Origin of the sequence: Hallerella succinigenes, assembly GCF_002797675.1 — a bacterium.
GTDB lineage: Bacteria > Fibrobacterota > Fibrobacteria > Fibrobacterales > Fibrobacteraceae > Hallerella > Hallerella succinigenes.
The window spans coordinates 2,689,432-2,701,368 of record NZ_PGEX01000001.1 but is presented as its reverse complement, the minus strand read 5'-3'; the positions used below and the strand labels follow the sequence as shown (position 1 = coordinate 2,701,368).

Annotated in this window: 12 protein-coding genes; 2 read left to right on the top strand and 10 right to left on the bottom strand. The window is 44.5% G+C overall.

What is annotated here, in order from left to right; genetic code table 11:
• The 8 genes from BGX16_RS12545 to BGX16_RS12510 form a co-directional block, all read right to left on the bottom strand.
• The gene (locus BGX16_RS12545) at positions 1–549 is read right to left on the bottom strand and encodes a hypothetical protein (RefSeq protein WP_198514922.1); all 549 of its coding nucleotides are present in this window, start codon (positions 547–549) and stop codon (positions 1–3) included.
• Positions 518–1,453 carry an NAD-dependent epimerase/dehydratase family protein gene (locus BGX16_RS12540; protein ID WP_100426353.1) on the bottom strand — a complete coding sequence of 312 codons (936 nt, stop codon included), beginning with the start codon at positions 1,451–1,453 and terminating at the stop codon, positions 518–520. Before BGX16_RS12540 ends, BGX16_RS12545 begins: the two co-directional genes overlap by 32 nt.
• Positions 1,444–2,142 (bottom strand): WG repeat-containing protein, encoded by a 699-nt coding sequence (locus BGX16_RS12535; RefSeq protein WP_100426352.1) that lies wholly within the window; start codon positions 2,140–2,142, stop codon positions 1,444–1,446. The genes BGX16_RS12540 and BGX16_RS12535 overlap by 10 nt, the downstream gene beginning before the upstream one ends.
• A gap of 1 nt (position 2,143) precedes the next feature.
• On the bottom strand, positions 2,144–3,817 hold the full coding sequence (locus tag BGX16_RS12530; protein WP_100426351.1) for a carbamoyltransferase C-terminal domain-containing protein: 1,674 nt from the start codon (positions 3,815–3,817) through the stop codon (positions 2,144–2,146).
• A gap of 25 nt (positions 3,818–3,842) precedes the next feature.
• Entirely contained in the window at positions 3,843–4,436 is a 594-nt protein-coding gene (locus BGX16_RS12525) for a histidine phosphatase family protein (protein ID WP_157798046.1), read from the bottom strand.
• A gap of 11 nt (positions 4,437–4,447) precedes the next feature.
• Positions 4,448–5,887: a tyrosine-protein phosphatase gene (locus tag BGX16_RS12520; RefSeq protein WP_100426349.1), complete on the bottom strand. Its 1,440-nt coding sequence runs from the start codon at positions 5,885–5,887 to the stop codon at positions 4,448–4,450.
• A gap of 124 nt (positions 5,888–6,011) precedes the next feature.
• The gene (locus BGX16_RS12515; protein ID WP_100426348.1) at positions 6,012–6,407 is read right to left on the bottom strand and encodes an AAA family ATPase; all 396 of its coding nucleotides are present in this window, start codon (positions 6,405–6,407) and stop codon (positions 6,012–6,014) included.
• A gap of 2 nt (positions 6,408–6,409) precedes the next feature.
• Complete coding sequence (locus BGX16_RS12510; RefSeq protein ID WP_100426347.1) at positions 6,410–8,626, bottom strand: glycosyltransferase; 2,217 nt, start codon at positions 8,624–8,626, stop codon at positions 6,410–6,412.
• A 343-nt stretch (positions 8,627–8,969) separates the two neighbouring features.
• On the opposite strand from BGX16_RS12510, the gene BGX16_RS12505 reads away from it, so the two are divergent.
• Positions 8,970–9,686, top strand: coding sequence for an NYN domain-containing protein (locus BGX16_RS12505; protein ID WP_100426346.1), 717 nt, complete (start codon positions 8,970–8,972; stop codon positions 9,684–9,686).
• Positions 9,687–9,749: 63 nt separating this feature from the next.
• Here BGX16_RS12505 and BGX16_RS12500 read toward each other — a convergent pair whose 3' ends face one another.
• The gene (locus BGX16_RS12500) at positions 9,750–10,031 is read right to left on the bottom strand and encodes a hypothetical protein (RefSeq protein WP_100426345.1); all 282 of its coding nucleotides are present in this window, start codon (positions 10,029–10,031) and stop codon (positions 9,750–9,752) included.
• Positions 10,032–10,072: 41 nt separating this feature from the next.
• Entirely contained in the window at positions 10,073–10,345 is a 273-nt protein-coding gene (locus BGX16_RS12495) for a cytoplasmic protein (protein ID WP_100426344.1), read from the bottom strand.
• Between the two features lie 304 nt (positions 10,346–10,649).
• Here BGX16_RS12495 and BGX16_RS12490 point away from each other — a divergent pair, with 304 nt between their 5' ends.
• Positions 10,650–11,936: a sigma-54-dependent transcriptional regulator gene (locus BGX16_RS12490; protein WP_241899558.1), complete on the top strand. Its 1,287-nt coding sequence runs from the start codon at positions 10,650–10,652 to the stop codon at positions 11,934–11,936.
• Position 11,937: the final 1 nt, after the last annotated feature.

Sequence of the window (11,937 nt, the reverse complement as noted above, 5' to 3'; positions counted from 1 at the left end):
TCAATACTCGTCAATCGCTTTATCTAGATAATGCGAAGATGCTCTCGCACCGACAAGGCCCACAGAAAAAGAAATCGCTGAGCCAATAAACATGTACTTACTATAAGGCGGCGACTGAACAAATCCATACCCAAGCAAAAAGCCACTTAATCCCCCAAATACGTACCCAATTCCCATAAGCACCTTCGAGATTTTGGCATCGCGTCTGGAACTTTCGTTCTCTAGTAGGAGCTGTGTCACCTCCGACAAATCCACGACTTTTCCATCTACGTAATATTCTTTACAAAAACCAAATAAGCCAGAATCGTAATATATCAAGTGGCGCTGATTTACAACTTCTACTTCGTCAACATTCTGCGAAACAGAATCTACTGGCGAAGGCATTTCCTGAGCAAACAATGCGCACGAAAGCAAAAGAATCATTTTAAGCATATTGCACATAAACAAGCGCACCATAATTAAGCAAATATGTACAAATATAACAAAAAACTCCCCGAGCGCTGGGCCGGGGAGGGGTTTAATAATCAATTCTTGATAAATATTTATCAATACCTTCTTCTAAAGTCACGAAATGACTCGGATCCAATTCTAAAACATCGCGCATGTGATTAGAGTTCCCTAAGAATTGCTGAACATCGTAGCTGCGGGCATCTTTTTTCAGAACAGAAAAATACATTTGTTTCTCCCGCAAAATGTCAATTATATCTGTAATCCTGTTTTCTCTGCCTGGCAGGATATGAATAGTTTCCTTTTTGATTTTACCTGCGTCTAGAAATTCCATGCATCTTATAATTGACTTGACGGTATCGTCAATGAATGTGAAGTCAATAATCTGAGCACCACCTTCAAGTGTCAATTCTCCGCCTTGCAAGGCAGTTTGAACGAATTTAGGAATGACGCGTTTGGGGATATCGTATGCATTGCCATATACATTTGAGAATCGCAAAACGCAATATTTTTCAAATGAGGCTTTCACGATGCGTTCGCCTTCCAGCTTGTAAAAGCCATAGATATTGAGCGGAAGTAAATCAGCATTTTCAGAAACAGGAAAATTTTTTTGTTCACCATAAACTTCACGACTGCTTCCGAAAATAAACCAGGAACTCCTATTTTCGGCGGCTGCGGTAGCGATGTATTTGGTTCCATTATAATTTGTATCGATGCAGTTTTTCTTGTCGTTTTCTGCATCTTCGACACGGCTCACTGCTGCCAGATGAACGATTCCGTCGAACTTGTGCTTTCGGACATAGGATTGCACCAACTCCTTATTACGGATATCCAGTTGCTCGTAGCGAATGTTCTGTTTGAGCGCATTGGCGTTTGATGGAAAGGGCTTTATATCTATGCCATAAAGCTCTGCTTCACAATTCTGCTCAATAAGGGTTTCCAAAAGCGTCCTTCCAATAAAACCGAGTGCTCCGGTTACTAAAATTTTCTTGTTTTTCAAATGCATAAAATTGTGCTCCCGTTTTCGTCAATTATTTTCTTTGTCCAGTCGAAATTCGTTACGAGTGCAAAACCGTTATAGAACGGTTCAATATTCAGATAGCGCTCAGGATAAAGTTCGTTCCCGTTAATATCAGAATGAAACCAGCCCTTTTCATCGCGGGCTGGAGCGATGTTCTTGTGAAAAACGCCCAGATCCAGGAATCCCTTGCCATTTAGGAACTGTCCATCAGCCTTGATATGGCGCCACATGCCATCGACGCACTTTACGCAGGCTATTCCGTCTCTAAAATCACCTGCATAGAAAAATGTTTGCGAGTATAGGCGATTTCCTTTTGAATTGATGTGGAAATAATCCCCCTCCTTGCTGCGAACGGGACAGATATTTTCCTGAAAATTCCCGCACCAAGCATAGCGCTCGCTGTAAAGAGGCTTGCCTGCAGCATCGATATGGCAACACCCCTCTTTTGATGTTACTGCTGCAAGACCACAATAGAACCCAAACGTTCGTTCATAGCGACTCGAATAAAGTTCGGATCCGTCAACGGTGATATGGTACCATCCCGATTCGTCCTCTACGGGAGCGATCCCCGGCTCATGGAATTTCAAGATTGACTTGAAAACTTTAAAGACAGGTTCTCCATGGTAATAGAACCGCTTTTCCGTTTGTGAATCCTTAATATCTCGCCAATTCATCTTACTTCTCCATTTTTTGAAATTTTCCGTTTAACACAAGACCGTCCAAGTTCATTCGCTTCGTCGATTCTAGGGCCTGCTCTGGCGTATGCACAATGGGCTCTCCCTGCACATTGAATGATGTGTTGACAAGAGCGAGGATTCCATGCCTTTCGTACAAATACGAAAGTAGGCGGAACATAAAGGGATTATCGCTTTCGTTAGCAATAGTCTGGATTCTTGCCGTATCGTTTGCGTGAACGACACCCGCCATCTGCGCCCTATATTCCGGCTTAATCGTAAAGTCCATAAGCATAAATCGAGCCAGTCCGTTAATCTTCTGATCCGTAACTCTCCTTGCGTTTTTCTCTAGCATTATCGGGGCTACTGGACGATACCATTCGCGCCGTTTTATTTCCATACTCATTTTTTTTGCGAGTTCCTGGCTATTTGCAAGTGCGATCAAACTGCGATTCCCAAGTGCCCGGGGACCAGCTTCTGCCGGACCATTACACACTCCGACAATACCGCCTTTCATAAGAACTTCCGCTACACGGGAAATTTCATTTTCATCAATATCAAAATCATTATGCGGCAAGCCAACATTACAAAGGTATGGACTGTGAATTTCAATCTTATTCCCCTTTTGCATTTCGAGGAATGCAGCTGCGCCGATGCTTAGCCCGCTATCATTGCAGCATGGAGCGATAAAGATGTCCTTAAACATTCCGCTTTCAACAATCTTTGAGTTGGTCACGATGTTCAATGCGCATCCACCGCCATAGTAAAGATAGTCGGTATGGAACTTCTCCTGAAGAGATTTAAGTTTTGTCAACACTGCTGTTTCAAAAATGTACTGGAATGTCGCTGCACAATCTTGCAAAAAGGGGTTCTTGGTATCGAATTCTGGACAAACATCGCCAAACCTTTCCTTTGCAGACCGCAGTATGTCCACCCCGTGATGTCGGCCGCATCCATTAAAGAAATGATTGTCCCTAAGCCAGTTCTCGATTTCTGGCTGATATGTTCCCCAGCTTGCAAAGCCCATCAGCTTTCCAGGAACTGAGCAGTGCGCATAGGGGGCAATATTAAGCGTTCGAAAGGCAAGCTTGTTGTCGTTGAACAGTTTTGATGCGAAGCCTAAATCTGTCCAATTGTTTTCAACAAATTTGAGCATCCCATCTTGATATAAAAAAGCGGAATAATTGCCAAGACTGGATGCCCCATCAAACGAAATGAGTAGACTGTTCTCCTTAAATGCTCCATAAAAAGGAATTGTGGTAGAAATGTGGGCTAGTTCATGAGAGCAGCAATATGCAGCAAGTTCCTTTCCGCCCCACCCTTCGCGGTTGTTTAGATATGCCCGTGCAGGAGTCAATGCTGGGGAGAGAATTTCAAGCCTGTTCGCTTCAAAATGCAACCTTCCGCTATGCGAAATGAATGCGTTACCCGTGAAATCATTGACACACACGAGGTCAAAATCGTCAGGTAATGGAATCGTTCCATCATCGACCAGTTCCTCAATGAAGAGGTCTAACCGATTGTCGTATTTTCTCCGTGTATATCGCTCCAATTGCAAATATTTAACAATCTTTCCATCCTGCATTAAGCACAGGTTGTGATCATGTACGAAGGACGGATAGGGAGTATTGTTCCTGTCTTTAATGCCATATAGGGCTAGTGTAGGTTTAGACATTCTATTTGCACTCCTCTAGAAGTTCTTATGTGAAATCAAGAATTATACCGTCTAAAAAATTTATCCAATTCTCAGCATCATAAGCATGAATCCCGTTGGCAAAAGCAAAATGAGCTATCGACGCATCATGTGTCACAAAGAGTGTCATGCCCTTTTCTGAAGTTCTGGCCTTAAGCCATTGTATGGGGTGAACCCGAAGAAAATCTGCCGAGGCAAGGCCATTTACAATTTCGCCACGAGAAAAGCGTTCATAGACGCCCATGCAGCCATACTCTAGATAAGCCTTGCCTGCTATATCGGCATCGGCGATATGAAAGCCAGGATTTCCAAGCATATCATCGTAAATGATTTCTGGGGCACTAGAGCTAAGCCCCTTTTTTATGCACTCGGCAGTTTGGACACACCGTGGAACAGGGCTTGTATAAATGCGGTTCACCTTGAAACAAGACAGAGTTTTTCCAAAGTGGGTTGAATCAGCGACCCCATTTGGGGTGAGCAGAACATCGTTTCCATAGCTTCCCGCTGGAATAGCTTCGCGTTCGCCATGGCGAAGTAATACGCCAATCCGCCTGGAATCCATATCTTCAATCTTTTGCAACTTTTCCAATAATGTTGTCATATGCCTCATCCTTAACGCACTGCGGTATCGGCCTTCCATCGCTCTATTGTCTGCGTCGAGACCCCACAAGAAAGCAGAAATTCTTCTGCGCCCCCGCATTCCCTGACTGTCGCTATGAAAGAGCGAATATTCCGGACATCAGCATCCATTTCGCTTTCGAGATACTCGCTTTCAAGAACCTCGTCAGATTCCCCCAGAAGTAAGCCAATGAGGGCGCAAACCGATCCTGTGCGGTCTTTCCCTGCATGGCAGTGAATCATTATCACCTCTTTTGAAGTGTCAATCTCCGTAAAAAACTTACGGAAAAACTCCTTGTTCCCCAAAGCGAACCAACGGTATTCCTTTTCCATATCCGAGTAGTGAGGAAATTCTGAATCGTAATCCAACGAACGCATGATATCCATTGGAAGCGGGAGGTATCTTATATGGTAATCGTTAAGCAATTTCCTGTCGTAGGGTTTATCCTGTTTCTCTTTTTCGTCTCGTATATCGACTATGGTCGTAATCCCATTTTTTTCAACGGCGACATTAAAGGCGTCGCTATCTTGATAGCGGCTAAAGCTCGAAGAGCGAAAAATAACCCTAGGCCGGCATTTTTTACACAGCATGGAAAGATCGCGGAAATTCCATATATAGTCCCTCTGGTAGATGTATTCAAGAAACGACTTGATGTCGTCTATTTCTTTCTCGGAGTGGCAACCGCACAATTCTATCGCGTTGTAGAAGAAATTAAGAAGCTGTCGCTTCTTTTTGTTCGCTTCCGGGAGAGCCAAAGAGCAAGCTAGTTCTAAAAATTCCTCTTTATGCTGCTTGTCAAAAAACTTTGTGATGTTTCTGGGTGAATAATAGAAGTCTATTCGCCCCTGGGCAATGTACAAAAGTTGGATTGCCACGTGTAAAGCGATGTTGTAATCGAAGTAAAATCGATAGCTATCGCTCCTCCTGTGCATATCGGAAGCGTTTTCAAATTCATATATAAATTTATCCACCAAGTCCTTCACAAGGCGTTTCTTGCTTGTATCAAGCCCTTGTTTCTTTTCTGAAAGAATCGCGTCAAGATGTTCCCTTAAAGCGGGGGCGACCTCAGGATTTGCAAAAACGATGCTCTTTTCCTTGGCCTCGATTTCTGAACCAAGGAAATGCTTGTCTAGGCCACTCATTTGCATCGTTATCGCCAACTCCATTTTCGGGCAGTCCGAGAAATACACGACAAACTTCTCACGAAGGGCTATAAACCGAATATCCTTGACACCCGGAAGGCATAGGTTCAGTTGCGAGATGAAATCTTCGACAACAAAGCCATCCTTTTCCACCCATAGCGAAAAATCAATATCGGATCTTGTCGTAAATGTTCCTCGTGCAAAAGAACCCATCAAAAGCGCTGCATTCAACCCCTTGCTCTTGGGGAACATCTCGTCCGTCATAGTTTTAATAATATCTTCTTGCTTCATAACTGCTCCATATCCTGTATAATTAAGAGAAGCCCTTTGATAGACTCTTCCGAGATGTTATCCATGTCAACGACTGTGCAAGCGCTCATTTGGGACCATTTCCCATGCATCGCTCCAGAATGGATCAGGGGGGGGCCGTTTCTTCGGCAAGTGAGAAAGCCTTTTCGGGCGGGGCCGGATACGGAACAACCCATTGACGTTCCTTTAATCGTAAAATGCACTCTTCCAAGGGCGTTTTTAATATTATGACAAGTTTCTGCTCCGGCATGGATTGCATTGTTTCAAACAGGGCTTCGCCTGTATCCCCGGCACCCATAACCTCAATAATCTGATTTTTTTCTGGAACGATGGCGTTGTAGAAATTCCGTTTCGCGACTTGTTCGGCTTCCATAGTTCCGTCCCCATAGCGTTTCCGAAAATCGTCAATTTCGACTAGTTCAAATTCATTTAACTTCTCTGAAATAACTCGCGACAATGTGGATTTTCCAGAACCGATGTTGCCGAAAACAAGAATCTTCATAATTACTCTCCTTTGCGTTCACATCTCATGTTGCATTTCTTGCAGTTTTCACTGTTGCCCCAGTTGTTGATGAAATCGCAGTAGAGCTTTTCGTTCCACATTGCCAAGGGCGACAATTCCTTGACATTCCCGAAATCGCCGAATTCCTTGCGGACTTCTGAGGGACAGCAGCAAATTTGGTACGAGCCATCGTATTCTATCCATAGTTCCTTTCCCAGGAATTGGCAGAACGTGTTGTCGTTGTTCAAGGCCGGTTTTGTCAAGTCAACAGGGTCGAAATTCACGAGCTTGACCTTGCCGTCGGCAATTTTGTGGCAATCTTCACAGGTTTGATTCCAGAGGGCGGCATTTTCTGGTGTTCTGAGCATTTCGCAATCCAGAGCATCCGACGTTTTCCAGAGGTGGTGCCCTTTAACACGATCGACTCCATGCTCGATAGCCCATGCAATCATATTCTTGAGTTCATCTAGGTTAGACCTCATGAACGTGCATTGCAACGTAACTGTTGCCTTAGAAGCAGCTTCGTTCCGCATCTGGATGAATCGTTCGATATTATGGAGTTGCTTTTGCGTATCTGCTCCGCACATGATACTTTCATTGATTTCCGGGTTTATCCCGTTCAAGCTGAACTTGACATCCGAAATGATATTGACTAGTTTAGGACCCCAGTATTCAATATCTTTCACAGGGAACGTCCCGTTAGTTGTCAGGTTCATCTTGACATTGAGAACCTTACACAAATCTACGAGTTCTTCGAAATGGGGGTACAGCAGTGGTTCTCCCATGGTGGAGGGGATGATTTCTCTTAGGCCGTGATGGACAAGCCTTTCGATTGTATCCTCGACGACTTTAAAGTCTAAATCTGGACGACGAGACTCTTTTAGCCTGTGTCTATTCGCTTCTGAGAACGTGTCACACATTTTGCAGTGGAGATTGCACTTGTCGGGATTCGTGATGAACGTCATTCGCTGCGGGCAAGGACTATGCGGGTACACAACGTTCTGCTTCTTTATCTCGTTGTACTTTTGCATGCATAGAGCCGCATCATCTTCTATCGAAACGACTTTCTCAATCGGCTTGACAAGATTCAATATCTTTTCGGGATGATTGACAAGGTCCTGTATCTTGTTGCTAAGATCTTTAGTATCACCGAGCTTGAACGTGAATCCATCTATGCCATCATGGACAAGTTCGGCCATCCCGCCCCTATCGCTTACCAACACGGGGAGCTCAACGCTTTGTGCCTCCTGTATAACAAGCGGAGCATTTTCAAGCCAAATGGACGGGCACACTAGAATATCCAGGGAGTCTAGGACACTTTGCAGCTCATTATTATGGTATGAACCCTTGAACTGGATTCGGTCACTAGAATAGTGTTCCTTTAGTCTATTGCCGTAATCGCTTCCGTAATCGCCATAAATGAGCAACTTGGCGTTTCCTTCGACCTTTTTAAATGCTTCACAAAGAAGGTGGACTCCCTTGGTGTGGATAATCCTGCCGGTAAAACCAAATGTGATTTCGGGGTGAAGCTCCTTGGAATGCTTGGCTAGTTTCGAGACATTGAACCCATATTTGGCATAAACGATTTTACGGCGATTAACGCCCATGTTTATAAAGAAGTTCTCCAGCGTATGTGACGGTGCGAAAAACACATCAATGCAGTCTAGGGTTTGGCGGATATGCTCATCGCGCTCCTCGATGAGTCTAGACTCAAAGTCGTCTTTTTGATAATGGAATGCGGCACACTTTGTACATTGCGCTACATTGGGCAGGGGGCATATCTCCCAGTTCTGTGGATTAATGAGTTGACCGCGATGGCAGAACATCCAGAAATCGTGAATAGTGAATAGAACGGGGAGGCCGAATTCTCTTTTTGCGATGATAGGAATCTGCGTGGAGAGATGCGACAGATGGCCGATATGAACGACATCGGGATTGACCCTTTTTACATACTCACGGAATGCGTCGTCGATTACGGGATTCAGATATTTGTCATAGAAGGTGGCGGGTGTCGGTTCGTAATTGTTGATCTTACGAATATGCACGCCCTCTTCAAAGGAGTCAAAGAACTGGTGCAAGGGGATATCTTTATCCTCAATGCGATGGAATACGAACACTTCATTCGTTTTCGCCAATTCCCGTGCGAGGTTGTATGTATAAACCTCAGAACCAGCCATGTAGTATGGAGGATAGCCATGGATAACGAGTAGAATTCTCATAAGAATCCTCTAGAAAAGCGTTAAACTATAATCGGCCCACATAGTGAGCAGATCGTTTACAAAGACGGAATTTTGATGGAAAAAGTTCTATCTTTGTTTCATTCTTGCACTTCACCCGCACCAAATACAGAAAACTGTATAGGCTTGGTTCCAACCGTAGAAACAATTTTCAGCCAGTTGTCGGATTGCTCCGAAGAAGTATATTGCTTTGGATAATGTATCAAATATTATCTAGCCAATCAAGCCATTTCCTCAAAAAAAAATCAAGTTTTACATTTTCTGTAAAAACTCCTTTTTCCAACCACATAGCACCACCCCACAAATTTTTCATATATTCCCTAACATGGAAATGGAAAAGAAAATAGCCCTAATTATCGACTGCGACAACGCCAAGGCGGACGCCATTTACGGCATTATGGAAGAACTCTCCAAATTCGGGGAGACAAGCATCCGAAGGGCATATGGCAACTGGAAAGGTAGCAACCCCTGGGAAGAAGTCTTGCATCCGTTTGCGATTCAGCCGATACAGCAGTTTCCCTACACGAAGGGGAAAAATGCGACCGACCTCGCAATGACTATCGACGTAATGGAACTCCTGTTCACGGAAAGCATCGACATTTTCGCCATCGTGAGCAGCGATTCAGATTTCACGCCGCTTGCCATGAAACTCAGGGCCAAATCAAAACAGGTTATCGGGTTCGGCGAAGAAAAAACGCCACAGCCGTTCATCGATTCGTGCAATTCTTTCATCTACATCGACAAATTCAAGAAGCCAACCGAATCGGATGCAGCAACCAACGATATTGAGCCTTTAGACCGTAACAAATTGCGAGGCAACGCAAAAATCATGAATGCAATTCGTAAAGCTATAAGCGAAGAGGCTGATGAATCCGGATGGGCTGTCGCATCGAAGGTATCGCAACAAATCAATCGTCAAATTCCGTTGAGCCCCAAAAACTACGGCTATGCAAAATGGCCCTCTTTAATCCGCGCTACAGAATATTTTGAAGAAGGGAAAAATTCCAAAGGTCAACCTGTCTTCCGCATTAAGAAGAAATAGTACACATCCTTGTTGGCCCATTAGCGAAATTGGAATTCAAAGGCCGCCGCGCGGCCAAAGGCGCTATGCCGCCTGGGCGTAAATACGCACAGTCTTACGACCAGCAAGCGCCTTACCGCACTTGGTGAAAACCGGATAAGAAACACGGAGACGATACAGTTCCATATCCAAAATGCAATCATTCACATCGCCCAGCATGCAGGCAACTTTCTGAATACGCACACGAATTGCGCTAGCTTCCGCCATGTTCAAGGCATACGCCTTTTCAAGGCGCTTTTCCAAGCGTTCCATGAGCACAACAAGGTTGCGCTGCTGAATTTTGAGAGAGCGAAGAGAAGAGTTCATATATTACCTCTTTGGTTGTACCGCTACTGCAGTGTTTTTTACTATACGCCAAACCAGTACTGGTGCATTTCCGTAAGAAATGCTTTATCCAGATCAAAGCCGGCGGCGTCCGGAATCACTGCATCTACGAAGCAGTACGGATAGATGGCTGTTTTATCCTTTTGACCAACAGCCCACATTTCTACTTCCGCCGCAGGAAACACGCTCCCGCAGAAGAAGCAGCCACACATCTTCGATTTTTTCACCAGTTCCTTGTTCTGGCTTGAAGCCTGGTGGGCGTCCAATAATTTTTGAGGGATCTTTCTCTTTTCCATATTTTCTCCTTGGTTGAGGTTCGATGGATCCGATCTCACTCTTCTAATAAGCAAAAGTCATGCCAAAAGCAGAAAATGTTTTTTTCGCATATTTTGGAGGTTTTAAATTCAAAAAAAACGAAATACGAAATTTTATTCTGTACATAAGAAAAGTTTTTCGTATATTTATTCCTATGAAAGAAAAGGTCACGCTGCTCACTTGGATGGCGGTCAACAACGATCCGATGTTTTAAAATCATTGCTATCGCATTTCGAAAAGACTTATGAAATAAGCCAGATTCTTTATCTTTATCAAAATCAGCATTTGAGCATACTGAACAAGGTCAAGCCCCTTAGTCCTGTTTTAACGCCCATTGAAGTCGTCGTCAAAAATCCGACTCAGCACAAAGAGATTTACGACATCATCAAAAACCAGATTATTTCGAAAGTCGAGGGCGCAAAAAATCTTGTGATCAATGTTTCTTCGGGAACCCCAGCCATGCACGCGGTTTGGCTTATTCTGTATGCAGCAGGAGCTTTTCCCACCGGCACACGCTTGGTTTCTTCCCAAAAGAACCGTATTACAGGCGCGACCTTTTGCGACGATGTCGACTTCCCCATTTCCACATACCTCGGCGAACTTCGTAAATACGAAAAAGAAAATCCGAAGGAACGCTCCTATAACCCAGAAGCCAAATCCACGGTAAGGCGAAACGCCCTAGAGAAGGTCAAGGTTTACTCCCGCGTTCAAGGAGTTCCCTTGTTATTACTCGGCGAACGCGGAATCGGCAAGAGCCACTTAGTAGAATCCTTCATCGCCCCCATTAAAGAAAAGGAGGTCGTGACACTTGCCTGTGGCTCTCTGGACTCCTCTCTAGCGGAATCTACGATGTTCGGCCACAAGAAAGGCGCCTTTACCGGTGCCAACGATTCTAGAAAGGGTCTGTTGAAGGAAGCTGACGGAAAGATTCTCTTTTTGGATGAAATTCAGGATTTACCCAAATCAGTCCAGCGAAAGCTGGTGCGAACTCTACAAGACAAAAAACACCGCTACCGTCCACTGGGCAGCGACACAGAAGAAACGGCAAACGTGGAAATTGTATGCGCCTCCAACTTGTCCGAAGATGAACTGCGGAAGAAGTTGGACCCCGACTTTTACGATCGCATCAGCTTTTATACAGTGGAGCTTCCGCCGCTCCGAGAATGCAGGGAAGATTTGCAGGATGACTGGGCAAAAACCTGGGAAACAACGCGTTTGGAAAGTTCCCCTTTAGAAGTTCCCATGGATCCTGCTTTGAAAGATTTTTTGCAGACTTCAAGCTTATCGGGAAACTTTCGTAATCTGCAATCTCTTGCGTATCAGATCATCGCCTGGAACGGGACTAAATCCATCGCAGAAATTCTGCAAGATCTTTCTTTTGAAGAAAAAGCTGACGCAGAAAACAAAGCGCGAATTTCGGATTATGAAAATCTTTCTTGGAAAGAAGCAACAAAGCGCTTTCAACGGGATCTTGCGGAAAATGCCTGCAGCAAGTACAAAACGCAAATCGCTGCGGCAGACGCCTTGGATTGCACCACTAAGACTTTGCAAAACGCTCTAAAGGAAGAGTGAC

Excerpts from the sequence above, each read along its gene's own strand:
- BGX16_RS12505 (WP_100426346.1), top strand. The coding sequence starts at position 8,970 with ATGGAAATGGAAAAGAAAATAGCCCTAATTATCGACTGCGACAACGCC.
- BGX16_RS12535 (WP_100426352.1), bottom strand. The coding sequence starts at position 2,142 with ATGAATTGGCGAGATATTAAGGATTCACAAACGGAAAAGCGGTTCTAT.
- BGX16_RS12510 (WP_100426347.1), bottom strand. The coding sequence starts at position 8,626 with ATGAGAATTCTACTCGTTATCCATGGCTATCCTCCATACTACATGGCT.
- BGX16_RS12500 (WP_100426345.1), bottom strand. The coding sequence starts at position 10,031 with ATGAACTCTTCTCTTCGCTCTCTCAAAATTCAGCAGCGCAACCTTGTT.
- BGX16_RS12525 (WP_157798046.1), bottom strand. The coding sequence starts at position 4,436 with ATGACAACATTATTGGAAAAGTTGCAAAAGATTGAAGATATGGATTCC.
- BGX16_RS12540 (WP_100426353.1), bottom strand. The coding sequence starts at position 1,453 with ATGCATTTGAAAAACAAGAAAATTTTAGTAACCGGAGCACTCGGTTTT.
- BGX16_RS12530 (WP_100426351.1), bottom strand. The coding sequence starts at position 3,817 with ATGTCTAAACCTACACTAGCCCTATATGGCATTAAAGACAGGAACAAT.
- BGX16_RS12515 (WP_100426348.1), bottom strand. The coding sequence starts at position 6,407 with ATGAAGATTCTTGTTTTCGGCAACATCGGTTCTGGAAAATCCACATTG.
- BGX16_RS12495 (WP_100426344.1), bottom strand. The coding sequence starts at position 10,345 with ATGGAAAAGAGAAAGATCCCTCAAAAATTATTGGACGCCCACCAGGCT.
- BGX16_RS12520 (WP_100426349.1), bottom strand. The coding sequence starts at position 5,887 with ATGAAGCAAGAAGATATTATTAAAACTATGACGGACGAGATGTTCCCC.